The sequence below is a fragment of the Scytonema sp. NUACC21 genome, assembly GCF_054684315.1.
Genome location: NZ_BAAFZH010000086.1, coordinates 14,325 through 28,648, shown reverse-complemented (window position 1 = coordinate 28,648; position 14,324 = coordinate 14,325). Strand labels below are relative to the sequence as shown.

Below are 14,324 nucleotides of genomic sequence, written 5' to 3'. Positions count from 1 at the left end.
GTAGGAGCCATAACTACACCAATCATGAACCAAGCTAGTACATGCGATGTCTTAGTGTTGAATCTGTAGGTCTTCTTTATCAGGTGTTAGCAGCCAAGAGCTATCAGTCACAAGATTTGACAGCCCTGTCAGCCCTATATAATGCAGTTATTACCGGTCGGATTCAAAGAGAATCATCATCACACATGGCTAAGCCCCTGGAATTTCTCTTGTACAACACTGCAGGTTAAGATTTGTGGCAGATGAGATCGCGCTTCATAGTCGAGCATAGAGTGTATTTGGTTGGTTAAGGAGTTTAAGAAAAGAACTATTAAGGTGTTGTTGCTGAAAACTCGTGAAGGTCACAAGAGAATAAGCTAAGATCAGGTATATAGGGGTAAACGTAAAGCAAGCTCCCTGGACTTCCCAAAGATGCCAATGACTACAAGTAGGCAACTAAAACAACTGCAATCACCGTTTGTTTTGAAGTATCTTATATTACATAATGCTAGAAAACGTTTACTGGAGGCTCTCAATCTCCTTAGGGTAAATCCCGAAATATGTGACTTCTATGAAGTAAACATTTTTTGATCGCCCTAACAGAGATTGAGTTTAACTGGTGAAGTAAACACAAACTTTGTGACCCAAAAAGCCCATATAGCTAATAACTACAAAATCAGTCTTTGGCTTGGGTCAGGAAGGACATCTGGAAGCGGCTCGTTCTACGAACCAGGAAAAGATGTCATAGACTCGGGAAAACCCCAAATTGTTGACAGATATACTAGATTTAAAAAGGCAGAAGCAGTAGATGCTACACCGCAAGATTTATCAGCTTTGTTGCGATGGGCGGGAGGTGTGCGTGTTCTTGCGGGACCAGCAACGCTGGATTGAACGCGCCCGCATCATCGATATCGAGGGAGATTTAGTCACCCTGCGTTATGAAACAGAAGAAGAAGATGAAATATGTTCTTGGGAAGAGATGGTTCGTCTTGAAAGCATTGGCGCTGTAACTCAAAAGCTAGCGTCAGTGCCCCGAGGAAATGTCGAACCTCTTTTAACAGAAGACTGCCCGGAAGCAGAACGCATCCGCAATCGTTTTACAGACTCAAATCCAGATTAGTTCGGAGTTAGTCGTTAGTCGTTATTGGTAAAAATCACTAACCGCCAACCCCTAGCCACTAACACTAACCATCCTGATTCCGTTCAAAAGCAGGGCAGTAACCTTCAAGAGTTACCTTGAAATTATACAGTGGGGACGAGGGATTCCAACATCTCTGTCCCCTTTGGTGTCGGCAAGTACCGCAGCAGTCAAGATCCGACAAGATAAGGCGATCGCTATTTTGGTGAAGCAGTTCTCTTTGGGTGAGCCCCCGCAGCACAAGTTCTTCTCCTTGCCATCGGGCTTCGACTAAACCCGTATCAGCAAAGTGTCGCCAACGGGGATCGGCGGCAATGGAATCGGGCAGGGTAATTGTAACAACTGATGCCAATTCGGTGAGTTCACCTTCATAATTGGTTTCAGGAGCGGCTGGCTGTAAAAACGTTTCACCGATTGGCAAGTCTACCAGTGTACCTGCATCTGGTGAATGGAGATGATAGCGGTTTTGCAGTTCTTCTAAACTTGTCAGGTCTGCTAAATATGCTGAAGAACCATGAATAAAAATAACGTGCTGCGGTCGTAAATTGTGAATGAGTTGAGTAGTACCCGGACCGTCGCTATGTTGGGCAAGAAGATAGGTTTCGATAGCGGTAATTTCGGAGAATCTGTTGTCAACTTTTATATTGGTTTTTTCCGGTAGTAAAGTTAGCCAAGGACCTGTTCCGGGTTGGCAGTATTCCCGCAAATCAGCGTCAGCATCAGTCAGGATAATACAAGGAGAATGACCAATATGGGAGCGCTGGTCTGGTAGCAAACGACGCACGCGAGGTCGTATCCGTTCATCCCAAAACAGTGGTTGATGGCGGGCAAAGTTCTGAACTGATGCAGGAAAATAGGGTAAAAGTTCGAGGTAAGCATCACACCCAACAGCGACAGTACCATCAACCCAAATATCTAAGTCCCGTCCTGTGAAGTAGTGATGGCTGCGTAACAGCATGAGCAATTCTTGACCCAGCCCCAAAGTAGAGGTCGGTAAAATCACTGAACAACGATCTGCGATCGCCCGATTAATTCTTTCGGCTAGCTGATTTTCTTGGCTGCGACGGTGGGGATGGCGGGAAGTCCCATAACTACCTTCCACAATGAGGACATCTAACTCCAATCCCCGCAATTCCTCCAATCGCAAACCTTCCACCAAACGCGAGTTAGATAGGAAAAAGTCCCCCGTGTACAGAATTTTATAAGAACGTTCTGGGGTGGTATAGGTTAGGAGAATTGCCACAGCACCTGGTAGATGACCGGCGGGAAACAACTCTACCACCAAACCATCTTTGACTTCCACAGGTGAACGTAACGGTAATGCCTGACAAAATGATGGGATATTGTGATGGTTTTGGTCTAGCCAATTGAGAGGCAGCAATTTGCTAGTCACTTCGCTACCATAGACAGGTAAAAGCGGAAATGCTTTATGAAGTGCCAGCAAACCTCTGGCATGATCTGGATGGGCGTGACTAACCAGAACTAAATCTGCTGGGAGTGGTGAGTTCCCCCGCCGTGCGGATTTTTTCAACCCCTTGACCAAGGGAGAAGTATCCGTCAAGCCACAATCAAGCAAGATGCGGTGCGGTCCCATTCGCACCAACAAGCTTACGCCCTCATTCTCATGGTGGACACCATAAGGCAAACATTCTAGTTCATTAGCGGTACCTTTTGTATCTACCCCAGAAGACACTGATAGGCGATCGCTCATGCTTTCCTCCCCCTCTAATTTTATTTTGTTAGGCGATTGCCAAAAGCCAATTTTGTAGGGGAGGACACTTGCATGGGGTTTCCCCCGGTAGGCTAAGTGTCCGTTGCAAGCTCAGTTAGACATCCCCATACCATTGGAATGCTGGCTTGTGTTTGGCGGCTATAGAGTCTATACCAAACTTGCGCTACCTTGAAAAAAAGTTGTTAATGAAACTTAATCAAATTCTAAGCTCAACACGGTTGTCGATAACCTTTATGAAATCCGTGCATTAATGAGCGGAGCCGTTGCCGTGATAGTTGTCTGAGTCATAAAACCCATTTTTCGTGCCAAAGAACAAGCACGAAACTGTGAAGATAGCTGTTAACCCGAGTAAAATCAGTTTGACATCCATACGTTTGTTACTCTCTACTTAAAGACTTTCTGATTCTAATAGTAGCGATTCCTGATTTTCAGGAAATCACCAGAAAGTCTTTACTATGGCAGGGAAAATTCGGCAATAAGTAAATTTACCCCTAGTATGTTGATATTATAACTTTTTGCCAATGCTGTCCATCTTATGTAACAAAACAGCATCAAGTTAGCTAGCCGTATTGAACAAGACCCAGATTTTCGCAGATAGCCCCTTCTTTAGAAATCAGCCATCTAACGTACTGAGAGTAAAATCACACATATCTTGCACAACCCTTTTATTGAAAAAATTATAGGCTGAAAAACTTATTTTTTCGTAGGGTGGGCACTGCCCACCGTTACTTATTAAGAAGGTGCAAGATGTCAGATAAGCCATTCAACTCAGCAAAACCTACGCATTTTTACTTAAATGTTGGAAACGGTTTTAGCATTTTTTGCTAGTTTTGTATTAGATAGTGCTCTAATTCAACAAATTATCAGGTGGGACATGGCAGTTTTGAGAGAATCTCCCTGGTATCAGGAAATATTGAAAGAAGGTGAAGCACGTGGTGAAGAACGAGGACGGCGAGAGGAGAGGTTATCAAGTATTGAAATGCTTTTAGAAATGAAATTTGGCACACCAGGATTACAATTGATGCCAGAAATTTCTCAGATTACCAATTTAGAGCAATTAAAGATTATTCAGCAAGCTATTAGAACAGTCAATAACCCAGATGAATTGCGTCAGTTGTTTTGAACTTTTACAGAAATTTTGAGTTAGTTTCGTTATATAGTTGTGTTTTTTCTCGCTCGCCAACTTACCTCACGCTTCCTCACGCACCTCAAAATTAACCCGTTCGTAAATGTCTCTAAAGCTTATTTGTAAATCTACAGAATTTAAGACTAAAGCTGCATCTTCGCCTTCATATTCTTTAAAAGTCCATTCTCCTTCTGCTTTTTTTACATATTGTTCAATGGAAAAACTATATTGGTCAATTAGTATATATTCTTGCAACTCGGGAATTGAACGATAGTACTTAAATTTATCTGTTTTATCAAAGGCTTGAGTAGATTTTGATAAAACCTCAACAATTAACATTGGATTGACAATTGCTGTTTTATTATTTCCTTCATACGTAGGTTCTCCTTTAACAATCATGACATCAGGATAAGTATAGAGACGGTAACGATTTATCCAGAGCTTTACGTCTACCATATAAATGTCATAAGCTTGACCTTGTAGTGTTAAGGGAAATTTTCTACAAAAATTCAAGGCAATTTTATTATGGTTGGTTGTGCCTCCTGGCATTGGGATAATTTCTCCGTCTATATATTCACTTCTAAATTCTGCTTGCTCTTCTAGTTCCAAATATTCTTGTGGTGTGTAATAGCGTTTTTCGGTTTGTAAAACCATATAATTTACCTCAATGAGCTATTGCGTACTATTTATATAGTACATTATTGGGGAAATTGATTCTTTTTGAACTGCACAGGACGCGGAGACAGGAGAGGGGGATTGTTCTAAGTTCGTTGAAAAACGACAGAAAGATTGTTCGCTGGCATTTGGTAGGTGTTTAACAAAGTAAGATGTTGTGCCCTAGCTGCACTAACAACATCACTGAGGTCGCGTACACCCCATTCTGGATTTTGCGATCGCAAAGACTCATCAAAAGCTACATTACTTGGGGCGGTATGTTTTCCATCCACTTTATATGGACCGTACATATACAGGATGCCTCCCGGTGGAAGGATACGACCAGCACCCGCCATCAGCCCCAAGCAAGCTGACCAAGGTGCGATGTGAATCATATTGATATTGACTATGGCTGTAATGGGTGAATTATTTAAGTCATCAAAATTAGACCACTGTGGGGATGCGCCTTTCTCCACAGACCAAACTGGCGCACAAACATCAATGTCAATGGGTGGATAAAGATTTTCGCAACCAAGGTCTGCAGACCACGCAGTAATACTGGCACGTAATTGTGGATTGGGTTCGGAGGGTAGCCATTTACGGGGATTGAGGCGTGGGGCAAAAAAGACAGCGTGTTCTCCAGTACCGCTTGCTACTTCCAAAACAGTACCCTGGGGGGGCAGCACCTTCAAAAGCACTTCCAGAATCGGTTCTCGGTTACGCTGCGTTGCAGGTGCGTATCGTCGAGTCTCCTCAGGTGTATTCATATGACTTAGTTTTTTGTTGACGTTACGAGAAACAATTATGATAGTATAGAAACTCGGCATGAGCCTTGCTAAACATATTGAAGCTCTAACGTTGTTAGAAAAGGGTTCAGCTACTATAGGTTTTCAAAAATGAAATAGGATTCCTATAGTCATCAAAGAGAAGTGGCTAGCGCCAAGTCTTAGGCATCGGGTATTTGACATTGAGGTATAAGTAAAACGTATTTGGAGGTATTTATCTTGTAGCTCAATGTTATGGAGTTAATAAAGTTTCACTCCTAAGATGCAAAATCTGGAAATTAATCGCACTAAATATCGACAGGGTGAGACCCTGATAGTGTTTTCAAGAAACTAAAAACATGATTAAGCTTGGTTCGCTGGTACAGTCCCGCAATAATGATTTGGGGATAGGAAAAGTTACTGAAATCTTATCTAACTTCGATGCAAATATTGAGTATTTCTGCTCAGTAGGACAACGAATCGAAAAAACTGTACACTTAAGTTCGTTGTCTGAAGTCAAGCTGCAGCCTCAAACTCGATGTTATACAATGTCGTCAACCCAGGATACTTGGATAATTGGCAGAATCTCCGCCTGGGATGAAGAGAGCGAACATTATCAAATTGACTTACCTGATAAGAAAACTATCTTTGCGACTGAAGAGGAAATTTACGTCCGTTGCAATCGCCTGAAGGCAAATCCTATCGAAATCTTGGCGATAAAGGGTCATGAAACGCCCTATTTCCACGATAGAAGATTAGCTTTCTACAAATGCTTGATTCAGCAACGTGCTGTAAGTCGCGGGATGACCGGGCTGTTGAGCGCGAATATCGAGCTTTATCCCCATCAAGTGGAAGTTGTTCGGCGGGTACTGGAAGATCCGGTTCAACGTTACCTGCTAGCGGATGAAGTAGGTTTGGGAAAAACGATTGAGGCTGGTGCTATTCTTCGTCAATACCTGTTGGATGAGCCTTCTGGAGACGCTGTAGTCATAGTTCCGCAGTATTTAGTGGAACAATGGCGTACTGAGTTGGAAAAGTTTTACATTTCCCACTTTCCCAATAGGGTGAAGGTACTTGCTGTTGAGGATGTGAGCCAGGTGAGTCCAAATGCTAAATTGGGTTTCCTGATTTTAGATGAAGCTCACAACATCGCTGCTATGGCAAAGTCTTCGGATTCTTTGCAACGCAAGTGTTTTGAACGTTGCAAAATCCTCGCCCATAAAAGCGATCGCTTACTGTTACTTTCTGCTACCCCTGTTCTCAATCACGAGCAAGATTTCCTGGCAATGCTTCACTTGCTCGACCCAACAGCTTATCAACTTGATGATTTGGCGGGTTTTCGCGATCGGGTCGTAAAACGCCAAGATATTGGTAGAGTGCTGCTGTCCTTTAAGGAAGGCGCGAACCCCTTTGTCCTCAAAACTAACCTCAAAGAACTTCGCAATCTGTTTGCTGAAGATAAGTATTTATTGAATCTGGTAGACAAATTGCAAAATTGTTTGGAAGCCAACGATGCTGAGCAAGATAATATAGTTCGAGCAATTCGTACCCACATCAGCGATACCTACAGGCTTCACCGTCGCATGCTTCGCAACCGCCGCACCTCCGTAGAAGATGTGATTTTTGACCGCAATATTACGCCTAAGGTAGAGTATGACTTAGATGAGCGCTCGCCCGAAATCCACGAACTGATTGATGAATGGCGTACTGTCGCTCCTCATGAGGCGCAGTATAGCAAGATTTTCCTGCTGTTATTCCTAGCAGCTGGTACTTGGTTTGGCATTTTAGAACAGGTCATTGCTGCACGTTTAAGCAGTAAAAGTCATCCCAAACTCCTGAATGAGTTTGGTGAAGAGAATGTTCGCTTGTTGACTGCAACTCCTAAATTCTCAGGGGAAGAAGCAATTCTAGAGTCTTTACTCAAAATCATTCGTCAACCTGTAGAGGACGGAGAACGGACGGAAAATTTGAGAACAGTGTTGTTGAATCAGCTAGCTACATTCTTTAAAATTCCTCCTACAGTTCGTAAAAATAAAAAGGAATTACTAGCAAGGATACAGCAGAGAATTCGCAGACCAATTTCTGAAGATGTTCTTCCCAAATTTGTTATCTTTACCAGTTTTGCCCAAAGTTGTGCGGAAATTGTTCGGTATTTGTCTGATACCTTTGGAGCGGGGATAGTAGCCAGCCATCAATTTGGGATATCAAGAGAAAAGATAGAGGAAAATCTAAATAGGTTTAAGAACAACCCACACTGCTTTATCTTGGTATGCGATCGCTCTGGAGAAGAAGGGCGCAATCTCCAGTTTGCTGACTGGTTAATTCACTTTGACCTCCCTTGGTCCCCCAATCAACTAGAGCAAAGAATCGGTAGAATTGACCGTATTGGCAGCAAAATTGGCGTTCAATCCTGTATATTGCTGGGTCCCTATTTAGAGGATAGCCCCCACAATGCTTGGTATCAGATATTGAAAGATGGATTTGGAATTTTCCAGCAATCAATTGCCAGTTTACAGTTTTATATAGATGAAAAAGTTGCAGAATTGGAAACAGTTTTGTTTAAATCAGGTGCTGCTGGGTTGTTGGAAAAAACCGAACAAATTCAAGAAGAAATTCAAGCTGAAATCGTCAAAATTAGCGAACAGAATGCTTTAGATGAAATTGATGCTAATGATGAAGATGCAACTCAGTATTTTCAAGAGTTAGACAATTATGATGCAAAACATCAAGAAATAAAACGAGCAATTGAATCTTGGATGTGTGATGCATTGGGATTTAAGCCAATCAATAACTCAAATGTATCAGAAGTGCGGCGTTATCAACCCATAACTCGCACGTTAGTTCCTGTGGATGATTTGAAAACTCGCTTTGCTAAGAGTTATCTTGACCAATTTGGAACTTATAACCGCAGGGTAGCCAACCAAAATCCCGGAATTAAACTCTTCCGTATAGGAGAAGGATTGGTAAACTCCCTCTTAAGTTATGTAGACTGGGATGACCGAGGTCAAGCCTTTGCTATGTGGCGCACGGACACATCTTGGGATGCTGCAGAGGGGATGGAATGGTTCGGTTTTCGATGCAATTATGTAGTGGAAGCCAATTTAACAACTGCCAAACAGGTTTTAAAAGAGAATAACTTAGGGGCTTCTAAATACAAAATTTTGCAGCGGCGTGTTGATGCTTTATTTCCGCCAATTATCGAAACTATATTTATTGATGGTCGCTACCATCCAATAAGTATTGTTGAAGATGAAAAGCTTTTAAATATACTGCAACGCCCGTATAATAATAAAAGCAGTCATCCATACCGGGATTACAATCTGGCAAAGGAAGACGTAGCAATTATTGATGATTTTGTGGATGCGAGTCAATGGCAAAAGTTTTGCTATCAAGCATATAAAACATCTTCGGAATTACTAGCCCGTCGTCCTGATTTTATAGACTTGTGCAAACAATATGCGAAAGCTGCAGAGAAAAAGTTGGGGAATCGCGAAGAACAGTTACGCCTGCGCCTAAACCGACAGAGTAGCGATCGCGTCCTAGCTGAAGAATTAGAGATAGAACGTGCTTTAAACGCAGCTATTCTAGAGGGAATTCAAAAGCCCCTTCTCAGGCTTGATTCTGTCGGCTTCATCATTGTGTCTGGGCGTGTTCCTATCACCTCTGAGTGGAAAGATAGATAATATATAACTGATTCTTTCCCCCCAAAGGATTACCTATAAACGTAGGGTGGGCACTGCCCACCAACATTATTGAATTCTGGGCAATGCCTACCTCACTCTGTCAAGTGTCAGAGATCTATACTGAAAATTTCTTCGCGATCTTCGTGCCTTTGTGGTTCAAAAATAATTTTTAACCGCGAAGACGTTTAATTAAGTGGAGTATAACTTTATGACCAGAGTCAATCTAGACTTACCTGAAGAAGTATTCTCAGCCCGTCGTCTGACCCCAGATGATTTTGTGCGTGATATGCGCCTTGCTGCTGCTATCTACTGGTATCAAAAGGGAGAGGTCTCCCAGGAAAAAGCCGCACAAATTGCAGGTTTAAACCGCCGGGACTTTCTCTCTGCTCTTACCCGCGAACAAGTAGATGTGTTTGCTGTAGATATTGATGACTTGCAAAGAGAGTTAAACCTTGGCTAATAGTTTACGTGGCGCAGCCGCATTTCCTGCTATTAATACCTCTCCCCTAATTTTTTTAACTAAGGGAAATTTTCTCCACCTATTACAGACAATCAGTCCAGAAATTATTGTCCCACAAGCAGTAGCAACGGAAATTCAGGCATACGGTGAAACAGATATAACTGCTCAGGCTCTAGTCAGTACTTCCTGGTTAGTAGTAAAATCAGCACCCTCTGTCCCTTCTATTATTGCAAACTGGGATTTGGGTCTTGGTGAATCTGCTGTTTTAACCTGGGGTTATGTAAATCCTAGGACTGAGGTTATCATAGACGATTTAGCAGCCCGTCGTTGTGCTGTGGCTTTGGGAATTCCGGTACGAGGTACGCTAGGTATAGTTCTTAACGCCAAACAAAAAGGCGCAATTCCATCAGCACGTCCGGTTTTAGAACAACTGCGCCTCTGTGGAATGTATTTGTCTGACCGAGTGATGAATCAAGCACTGGCATTAATAGGGGAATAAACAATGGCATTGCTCTCTAATGTGTGGGTTCAGAAGTTCAGCGCACCTACTTCTCATTCAAAGGAGTAATACCTACGGAGTTAGAATTTTTGCAGGTTTACTCCGTAGTGAAAGGCGTACAACGGCATTCGCAAGGATTTGCAGTTAGGTTATAAGTGCGGCAGGTAGTGCAGTGAGGGGTGGTAAGTCATAAAGTCTTGCATAAAAATTAAAATGAAAATATTTTTAATCCAAAACTGGGTTAAAAATGTAGCTGAAACTAATTTTTCCCTAAGATATAATGTTGCCTAAAAGACCACGTGAACATCAGTTAGAATCTGAATCTTGCATAGCTTTTCAGAGACACCTACCTTCACAATGGCTGTTTAAAACAATTCCTGCACCTGAGTACGGGCTTGACGGTAGAGTAGAAATATTCGACGAAACTGAGTCGGCTACAGGCCAAATGTTCTTTGTCCAACTTAAAGGAACAGATAAGAGTGAATTAAAAAAAGCCTTGGCAGTTCAGCTCGAAATTTCCACTTGTGAATACTATCGATCGTTAGATCTACCAGTTCTGATTGTTCGCTATCATGCACCTACAGGAAAACTTTACGTAAAGTGGTTTCATACTTACGATCCTTATTATGGCAAAAAGGCAAAGAATAGTATTACCTTCCGCTTCTCTGTAGGAGATGAATGGCAAGAAGAAACGGTGGCTCAACTAGTTTCAGAGTTAGAAGGATTTAGACAGTTAAGGACTCCTCAATTGACACTGCCTATCCAGTTCAAAATCAACCTAAAGGAACAGCGTGTTCATGGTGTATTAGCTGTTCAATTTGAATTGGAAATTCGCAAATTATTAGACAATTATCCAAAATTCATCGTAATTAATAATTTTTCGTCAAGAAATTGTCACGGAACAATTACAATTGACAATGATAAAGTTGAAATTTACCTTGCTAATGGTACAGGTTTTACACTTCACACCTCTAAAAAGCAGGTAAATAAGATTGATATATCTAAGTTTTATTACGATATAATTTTAGGAGTTGCTGTTGCTATAGAAAAAACAGGTCATTCTAATGTAGCTGCACGGATATTTGCCGATTTTGCTGATAATTCATCTATCATCATTAAGCCAGAAATATTTCAGATAGCAGTCACTTGCATGATTAAGGAACATCGTGTAATAGAGGCTTTACAACTGTTGGAAAAGCTCTTTAACGCCGAAATTGATGCAGCTGAAATGTTGATGTTGCCACCACTATTACAAAGTCAATATCTATCTGAGTTTGAACATAAGTACTTCTATCATTTTTTAGAACGTTATATTGAAAGAGCAGTAAAATTAGGAGATAGTCGTAAGATAGCTACTGCCCACTATAATCTAGGAAACTACCTAAAGTCAAGAAATTTCAAAAGATTAGCCTTACATTACTACAAACAAGCGATTAAACATTCCCCTCAATATTTGGAAAGATCCTATTTTTGCCGAGAATTAGCAGGAATCCTATTTGAAAGTAAACGATATTTCTTTGCAGTAAAGTTTTATGAACGCGCACTTAGCCTTGGCGAAGAAGATAATTGTCGCGCATTATATGCCGATGCATTGATGTTTGCAGGGAAGTATCATGAATCGAAGCAAGCTTTTTATACTTATCTAATATCTCACACAACATTTGAACCTGAATGGCGGCTTAAAGTCCGTGTACTCGTATTAATTTATAGTATGTTAGGTTGCGACGATCAAAAACGCCATGTTGATGCAGCAATTAAACTTGCCATACCTAATGATAATTTATCCACTAGTGAATACAGACAAAAATTACAAGCTGCGTTAGAGTGTGATGCTTTATGTAGTTATGCATGGTTTAACTTAGGGGTTTTAGAACTTCAAAATGGCAATACAAATAGTGCCTTTATTTCATTCTTAATAGCTGCTGTAATCAATACAGAGGATGTAGAAGCTTGGTGTAACGCTATTGCGATAGGAATTTCTCAAAGTGATGACTCATTATTGGTGTCAGATATAATTCTAGCTGCTTACCAGTGCAATGGAAATAAGCTTATGGAACAAATGATTAGTTTTGCACAAAACCAACCCGAAGAATTTCCAGTTACTGATTTTATCACTGTGCTCAACGAAGTTTTCAGTCAAGTTCCGCGACAAAAGGAGCAGTTTAAGGTGCGTTTGCTTGGAAAGGGAGCAGATTTTGACACTTTCAATTTCGGAGATATATAATGACTACTGAATTAATGTTTCAAGCTTCATCTTTGAGATAATCCTACTCCTTTCCCGCCAGAAGATTACCTATTTAAATGAACCGCAAAGACGCTAAGGACACAAAGAAAGAGGAAAAAAAGATCGGTAATCTTACACCGGGAAGGGAGTATATCAGGATTAGAAATTATGTGACATTATAACGAGTAAAATCGCTAATGTTGAAAGTTAGAATATGGGCTAAGCCATGCACCAGCATTGCTACGACCAGTCGAGCGTCATGAACGTTAATTCCCCGAACCCCATAGGTAACTACCAGCCCTTACTACTCCTGGTATAATGCTTTTGACTGGAAGAACGGGAAGCTAGAATTTGTTTACAAAACATACTATAAAACAACAGCGAAATCTATGCTTGGCGATCGCATTAAGATTGCCCGGAATAAAGCGGGTTTATCTCTTCGCCAGCTTTCCGAAGCCATTCAGGGGAAGGTTTCTCCCCAAGCGATCGGGAAGTATGAACGAGGAGAAATGCTTCCTAGTTCGAGTGTTCTACTTGCTCTAAGCAAAGCACTTGGGGTGTCTCTAACTTATTTAATAGATACTCAGGGTATCGAACTAGGTGAAATTGACTTTCAATGTAAAAGCCATATCAATATTCAAGACCGTGCGAGAGTTAAAACTAAAGTTCTTGAATGGGTAGAACGCTACTTACAAATTGAACAAATACTTGATATGAGCAGTGTAGAATGGGAAAGACCTATTAACGCTTCTTTTAAAATTAGAGACATTAAAGAATCTGAGAAACTCGCTGATGATGTTCGCAGGAAGTGGAATTTAGGTTATGCTCCTATCCCAAACATGACTGAACTACTGGAAGAAAAAGGAATAAAAGTTCTGACAATTAATCTTCCTAGAAAAGTGTCCGGCTTTACTTGCTCAGTTAAACGTTTCAATAATCATTTAGACATACCAGTTGTTGTAGTTAATAACCAATTATCTCTAGAACGGCGGCGGTTAATATTGGGACGTGAGTTAGGTCATCAGCTAATAGATCCCGAAAATTTGCCTCAACAAAACGCAGAAAAAATAGTAAATTTCTTCGCAGAAGCCTTTCTAATGCCACGAGAACATCTTGAGCGGGAAGTTGGCAAGCAGCGTAAATGTTTGGGATACCAAGAACTTATTGAGCTTAAACGATTGTACCAAGTGAGCGGAGCAGCACTATTGATTCGTCTTCAAGCGATCGGAATTATTTCTGAAGCAACTTTAACGTACTCTTTTCAATCGGTAGCAAGATATTGGAGAACTACTGAACCAGAAGAACTAGAAGTAGCTGAAGAAAGAGGTAAAAAAGAACAAGCTTGCCGATTTGAGCGGCTTTGTTATCGTGCGTTAGCAGAAGGTTTAATTTCTTTAAGTAAAGCTGCGGAACTTTTGCGAAAACCGATTCACGAAGTAGAGGCTGGATTAAAGGGACCAAGTTGTGTCTATTCGGATTATTGTTAGTGACTATTTCTTGTAATATGAGGACATAAGAACGCTTGAACAACAAACACACGCTGCGAGTTACACCTGACGGTCAGATTACCATCCCTCCTGAAATCCGAGAAGCGCTAAGCATTTCTCCTGACGTAGAATTAGCGTTTGAAATCGAAGGCGAGCGTCTTTATCTCAAGAAAATACAACCTAGTGATAAAATCCTAACCTGGATTGACACCATGCGGGGTTGTGCTGCTGGAAATCTCACCACTGACCAAATCATGACTCTTACCCGCAGCGACGACAATCAATGACCGTCTTAGTAGACAGCAACGTTATCCTCGACATTCTTACCAACGATCCCAACTGGTTTGATTGGTCAGCCATGAAATTGTATCGGTAAAAATGTTCACGCTTTGGGGTTTGCCCAGCACTTCCAGTGTTGCATTATTCACAGTTTTTGGATTTGTCATTTTTCTGCGAAGTTATCGACTTAACAGTGCAGCTAGTTAAGTTCACAGAACCTGTACTTTCATTCTCTAATCTTTATCCTGAATTGGGTCGTCTCTCCCAATTCCCAATTCCTTTAGCTTGGTTTTCACATC

Annotated in this window: 13 protein-coding genes and 1 pseudogene; 10 read left to right on the top strand and 4 right to left on the bottom strand. The window is 41.3% G+C overall.

Annotation, left to right across the window (positions count from 1 at the left end):
• Window positions 1-41: 41 nt before the first annotated feature.
• The 3 genes from ACYRY3_RS21225 to ACYRY3_RS21215 all read left to right on the top strand — a co-directional run bounded on the left by ACYRY3_RS21225 (window position 42) and on the right by ACYRY3_RS21215 (window position 1,099).
• The gene (locus ACYRY3_RS21225; protein ID WP_460203605.1) at window positions 42-230 is read left to right on the top strand and encodes a hypothetical protein; all 189 of its coding nucleotides are present in this window, start codon (window positions 42-44) and stop codon (window positions 228-230) included.
• Between the two features lie 388 nt (window positions 231-618).
• Window positions 619-870 carry a hypothetical protein gene (locus ACYRY3_RS21220; RefSeq protein WP_460203604.1) on the top strand — a complete coding sequence of 84 codons (252 nt, stop codon included), beginning with the start codon at window positions 619-621 and terminating at the stop codon, window positions 868-870.
• Window positions 788-1,099 (top strand): DUF6679 family protein, encoded by a 312-nt coding sequence (locus tag ACYRY3_RS21215; protein ID WP_460203603.1) that lies wholly within the window; start codon window positions 788-790, stop codon window positions 1,097-1,099. The genes ACYRY3_RS21220 and ACYRY3_RS21215 overlap by 83 nt, the downstream gene beginning before the upstream one ends.
• A 64-nt stretch (window positions 1,100-1,163) precedes the next feature.
• Here the strand turns inward: ACYRY3_RS21215 and ACYRY3_RS21210 are convergent, their stop codons facing one another.
• Window positions 1,164-2,828 (bottom strand): MBL fold metallo-hydrolase, encoded by a 1,665-nt coding sequence (locus ACYRY3_RS21210; RefSeq protein ID WP_460203602.1) that lies wholly within the window; start codon window positions 2,826-2,828, stop codon window positions 1,164-1,166.
• 820 nt (window positions 2,829-3,648) lie between these two features.
• Here ACYRY3_RS21210 and ACYRY3_RS21205 point away from each other — a divergent pair.
• Window positions 3,649-3,972, top strand: a pseudogene (locus tag ACYRY3_RS21205) (transposase); the annotation flags it as partial.
• Between the two features lie 66 nt (window positions 3,973-4,038).
• Here ACYRY3_RS21205 and ACYRY3_RS21200 read toward each other — a convergent pair.
• The gene (locus ACYRY3_RS21200; RefSeq protein WP_460203601.1) at window positions 4,039-4,629 is read right to left on the bottom strand and encodes a Uma2 family endonuclease; all 591 of its coding nucleotides are present in this window, start codon (window positions 4,627-4,629) and stop codon (window positions 4,039-4,041) included.
• Between the two features lie 107 nt (window positions 4,630-4,736).
• Complete coding sequence (locus ACYRY3_RS21195) at window positions 4,737-5,396, bottom strand: DUF938 domain-containing protein (RefSeq protein ID WP_460203600.1); 660 nt, start codon at window positions 5,394-5,396, stop codon at window positions 4,737-4,739.
• 356 nt (window positions 5,397-5,752) lie between these two features.
• Here ACYRY3_RS21195 and dpdE point away from each other — a divergent pair, with 356 nt between their 5' ends.
• The 6 genes from dpdE to ACYRY3_RS21165 all read left to right on the top strand — a co-directional run bounded on the left by dpdE (window position 5,753) and on the right by ACYRY3_RS21165 (window position 14,033).
• Window positions 5,753-9,076 carry a protein DpdE gene (dpdE, locus tag ACYRY3_RS21190; RefSeq protein WP_460203599.1) on the top strand — a complete coding sequence of 1,108 codons (3,324 nt, stop codon included), beginning with the start codon at window positions 5,753-5,755 and terminating at the stop codon, window positions 9,074-9,076.
• 208 nt (window positions 9,077-9,284) lie between these two features.
• The gene (locus ACYRY3_RS21185) at window positions 9,285-9,536 is read left to right on the top strand and encodes a UPF0175 family protein (RefSeq protein ID WP_460203598.1); all 252 of its coding nucleotides are present in this window, start codon (window positions 9,285-9,287) and stop codon (window positions 9,534-9,536) included.
• Entirely contained in the window at window positions 9,529-10,035 is a 507-nt protein-coding gene (locus ACYRY3_RS21180) for a DUF3368 domain-containing protein (protein ID WP_460203597.1), read from the top strand. Before ACYRY3_RS21185 ends, ACYRY3_RS21180 begins: the two co-directional genes overlap by 8 nt.
• Window positions 10,036-10,315: 280 nt before the next feature.
• Window positions 10,316-12,259: a DUF4365 domain-containing protein gene (locus ACYRY3_RS21175; RefSeq protein WP_460203596.1), complete on the top strand. Its 1,944-nt coding sequence runs from the start codon at window positions 10,316-10,318 to the stop codon at window positions 12,257-12,259.
• 389 nt (window positions 12,260-12,648) lie between these two features.
• Window positions 12,649-13,746: a helix-turn-helix domain-containing protein gene (locus ACYRY3_RS21170; RefSeq protein ID WP_460203595.1), complete on the top strand. Its 1,098-nt coding sequence runs from the start codon at window positions 12,649-12,651 to the stop codon at window positions 13,744-13,746.
• A gap of 35 nt (window positions 13,747-13,781) precedes the next feature.
• The gene (locus ACYRY3_RS21165) at window positions 13,782-14,033 is read left to right on the top strand and encodes an AbrB/MazE/SpoVT family DNA-binding domain-containing protein (protein ID WP_460203594.1); all 252 of its coding nucleotides are present in this window, start codon (window positions 13,782-13,784) and stop codon (window positions 14,031-14,033) included.
• Window positions 14,034-14,069: 36 nt separating this feature from the next.
• On the opposite strand, the gene ACYRY3_RS21160 is transcribed toward ACYRY3_RS21165, so the two are convergent.
• Window positions 14,070-14,192: a hypothetical protein gene (locus ACYRY3_RS21160; RefSeq protein WP_460203592.1), complete on the bottom strand. Its 123-nt coding sequence runs from the start codon at window positions 14,190-14,192 to the stop codon at window positions 14,070-14,072.
• Window positions 14,193-14,324 lie beyond the last annotated feature (132 nt).

Coding starts and splice junctions, on each gene's coding strand:
- ACYRY3_RS21225 (WP_460203605.1), top strand. CDS start 42: ATGCGATGTCTTAGTGTTGAATCTGTAGGTCTTCTTTATCAGGTGTTA.
- ACYRY3_RS21215 (WP_460203603.1), top strand. CDS start 788: ATGCTACACCGCAAGATTTATCAGCTTTGTTGCGATGGGCGGGAGGTG.
- ACYRY3_RS21210 (WP_460203602.1), bottom strand. CDS start 2,828: ATGAGCGATCGCCTATCAGTGTCTTCTGGGGTAGATACAAAAGGTACC.
- ACYRY3_RS21200 (WP_460203601.1), bottom strand. CDS start 4,629: ATGGTTTTACAAACCGAAAAACGCTATTACACACCACAAGAATATTTG.
- ACYRY3_RS21195 (WP_460203600.1), bottom strand. CDS start 5,396: ATGAATACACCTGAGGAGACTCGACGATACGCACCTGCAACGCAGCGT.
- dpdE (WP_460203599.1), top strand. CDS start 5,753: ATGATTAAGCTTGGTTCGCTGGTACAGTCCCGCAATAATGATTTGGGG.
- ACYRY3_RS21185 (WP_460203598.1), top strand. CDS start 9,285: ATGACCAGAGTCAATCTAGACTTACCTGAAGAAGTATTCTCAGCCCGT.
- ACYRY3_RS21175 (WP_460203596.1), top strand. CDS start 10,316: ATGTTGCCTAAAAGACCACGTGAACATCAGTTAGAATCTGAATCTTGC.
- ACYRY3_RS21170 (WP_460203595.1), top strand. CDS start 12,649: ATGCTTGGCGATCGCATTAAGATTGCCCGGAATAAAGCGGGTTTATCT.
- ACYRY3_RS21160 (WP_460203592.1), bottom strand. CDS start 14,192: ATGACAAATCCAAAAACTGTGAATAATGCAACACTGGAAGTGCTGGGC.